At 66.8% G+C, this 2,624-nt stretch carries 3 protein-coding genes and 1 pseudogene; 2 read left to right on the top strand and 2 right to left on the bottom strand.

Translation table 11 applies throughout. From position 1 onward, the window contains the following. Positions 1 to 88 (top strand): helix-turn-helix domain-containing protein (locus ABZ070_RS36560; protein ID WP_356640423.1); only part of this gene is annotated, 88 nt, incomplete at its 5' end. Between the two features lie 64 nt (positions 89 to 152). Here the strand turns inward: ABZ070_RS36560 and ABZ070_RS36555 are convergent. Both ABZ070_RS36555 and ABZ070_RS36550 read right to left on the bottom strand, forming a co-directional pair. Continuing rightward, positions 153 to 587: pseudogene (locus ABZ070_RS36555) on the bottom strand (hypothetical protein); the annotation flags it as partial. Positions 588 to 1,654: 1,067 nt separating this feature from the next. Continuing rightward, the gene (locus ABZ070_RS36550; RefSeq protein ID WP_356640421.1) at positions 1,655 to 2,074 is read right to left on the bottom strand and encodes a hypothetical protein; all 420 of its coding nucleotides are present in this window, start codon (positions 2,072 to 2,074) and stop codon (positions 1,655 to 1,657) included. Between the two features lie 135 nt (positions 2,075 to 2,209). On the opposite strand from ABZ070_RS36550, the gene ABZ070_RS36545 reads away from it, so the two are divergent. After that, the coding region (locus ABZ070_RS36545) for a transposase family protein (RefSeq protein WP_356640419.1) at positions 2,210 to 2,624 on the top strand (415 nt) is incomplete at its 3' end.

The raw sequence follows: 2,624 nt of genomic DNA, 5'->3' as shown, positions 1-2,624 counted from the left end.
GCGCCTGCGCGCCAAGATCGAGCCCGACCCGGGCGCGCCGCGTTACCTGGTGACCGTCCGCGGTCTGGGCTACAAGTTCGAGCCGTAGGCCTGCAGGCAGGGTCGATACACCTGTCGGCCACCGTGCACAGGTGGGTCCAGTCGTCGCCCATGTCGAAGACGTAGGCGAACTGCTCGCCGGCCTGCAGCCTGCTCAGCTTGGTGGCATGGCCGTCCACGGTGTTGTCCGGGGCCTCGCCGTCCCACCACTCCAGAGGGCTGACCCTGGTGCCATCGGCCAAGGTGAACAGGTGCAGGTGGGCGAGGTCCCAACGGGCGAAGGCCAAATCGACGGCCGTGGCGAACTGTGCGAAGGAGTGCGACCGTGCGGCGGCGAAGACCCGACCGGGGCGAGGCCACAAGTCCCCGCCGTGCCCAGAGACCAGCTCCACCCGGATGGACAGCCACGTACGCGCCACGCCCACAACCCCCTCGTCCGCCAACGAGACCGAGGCTACTGACTGCGGCCGCAGGAGAGGGAATCGAGCCGCGGCTTCACCACCGCGCCTGCGCAATTCGAGCTCTACGCCCCGGCTCGTCTTCAGCATTCGTCGGCTAGCTCCGGAGCCCCTCAACGCTGGCATCGCCGAGACGGCCGAGAGGCCGTCACCGCAGGTGCTCCTCACACGGCGGAACGATTCACCGAGGGCTGCTGGGAAGACCGGGTGGTGGATGGCCTTCGGGTGACGGCGGATGGCGGAGCACATGGCCGGATCACTGTCGCACTCGACTCCGGCCTGTCACCCGGCCCCTTCGCCGGCGTTCCGCTCTTCGCGTCGGCGCCCGGGGCTGGGGGGAGACCTCCGCACGCTGGGCCCATCGGCTCAGAGAGACCGAGGCGGCGGAAGCATGCGGAGGGGCTGAGGCCGTACCGGGTGAAGAAGGCAAGAACTACGGGCGGTGTCCTGCCCCTTGTCTGCCGATACCTCCGGGATCGACACCACCCCCCGGATCATGTGCCGTCAACAAGGAGGAGAAGTCATGCCGGGCCCGGAGGCGGTGAGCCCCGGTGCAGAGCCGTGGAGAATATGACCGGGAGTCAGGTCACGCGCTGGGCCGTTCCTGCGTCCTGCTGTGGCTGCGCAGCGTGGGAAGTGTCTGGTGCGGCGGGTTGCTCAGTGGTCATGTCCTCGTGCTGGCAGGACGGCGGATGGCTGTTGAACCTGGGTGGCGGGCCGTCTGGCGTGAGCTAATTGGGCGCTGTAGACGTCTTGCAGTTGACTGAATGCCGTGAAGAGGCGGGTGGCGGGCTGGCACGCCGCGGCTGTCCGGCAAGCCGCGCATGTTGCGCTGTGGGCCGTGTACGCGTGGGCGGCGGTCATGTAGCGCCCGTACAAGTCCTTCGTCATTATCATATAATCGCTGTGTTCTGAGGAGCTCCGCGCCGGTGCCGGGCAGGCGACGGCCGAAAACTGATGGACGCCTCCCAGCGCCTGCTGGGACCGCGCACGGCGTTGTCCGGCGTCTTCGGGTGGCCGAGCTGTGTTCCGGCCGGGCGGGAGAGTCTGCAGCAGCTGCGCGGGCGGCGTGTTCTTGGCCCCCGGCCGAAGGGGCCTTTCCGAACGATGATGCCGATCTCGAATTTTCCCCACTGCTGCTATTCGCTCCAGTTGGTTCACGGAGTGAACCAACTGGGGAAAGTGGGGAGCGGAATACAGAAGGACTCACCGATGGCAGGGCCGGTGAGTCCTTGAGTGTGGGTGGGGCAGTGGGACGAGACGAAGCCCGCTGACTGGTCGAGGTGGAAGGGTGAGCCGGGGTTCTCGGGGCTCCAGCCGTCGGTGAGAGCGGTGCGGATGCTGTCAGCCACCTGGCCAGGCAGGATCGGGCTGCCTTGTGTTCCGAACCAGTTGCTCAGGTGCGGCTGGTTGGTGGTGACCACCAGTGTGGTCCCGGAAGCGCCGGCGTGTTCGACCGCGTAGGTGAGGGGTGACCGGACCAGGCCCTGGTCGTAGGTCGGCCGTCCGCGGAGTCGCCACCGGTAGGCGGTGCCGTCCACGTTGATGAGCCGCGATCTCTTTTTGACCAGTGCCATGTCCACATCCTTTCCGATGTGACAGTGAGCCTTTTCCAACTTGCAGCGGGAGCAAGCCGGTTGGGCTGACAACGTGGTGAAGCCCCTGGTAGATGGGTTTTCGACCAAGAGAACCGTATCCACCAGAGGCTTCGCATGCTTGTCTACCCGTCGGGCGTCGACGTGTCCAGCTCTGCCCTGCGCTTCCTGTCCGCCCGTCTGCGGCAGCACCGTCGCTCGATCGGCTCCCGCTGGCGGCGTCTGAACCCCGGCCGCCAGGCCCTGCTCGCACTCGCCCACCTGCGGATGGGACACACGTATGCCCAGCTCGCGGCCGGATTCGGTATCGGAACCACGACCGCCTACCGGTATGCCACCGAGGCTGTCGAACTCCTGGCAGGTCTCGCGCCCACCCTGACCGACGCGATCCGGGTCGCGTCGACGAAGGCGTTCGTGATCCTCGACGGCACACTCCTTTCCGGGAAACACAAGAAGCACGGGATGAACCTGCAAGTCATGAGTTTCTCGTCGACGCCGGGCTGGGCGGCGAAGTCGAAGTCGTTCAGGGTCC

The sequence above is a fragment of the Streptomyces sp. NPDC006283 genome, from assembly GCF_040613325.1.
Classification (GTDB): Bacteria; Actinomycetota; Actinomycetes; order Streptomycetales; family Streptomycetaceae; genus Streptomyces.
The sequence above is the reverse complement of the archived record's forward strand: the minus strand, read 5'-3'. Positions and strand labels throughout refer to the sequence as shown.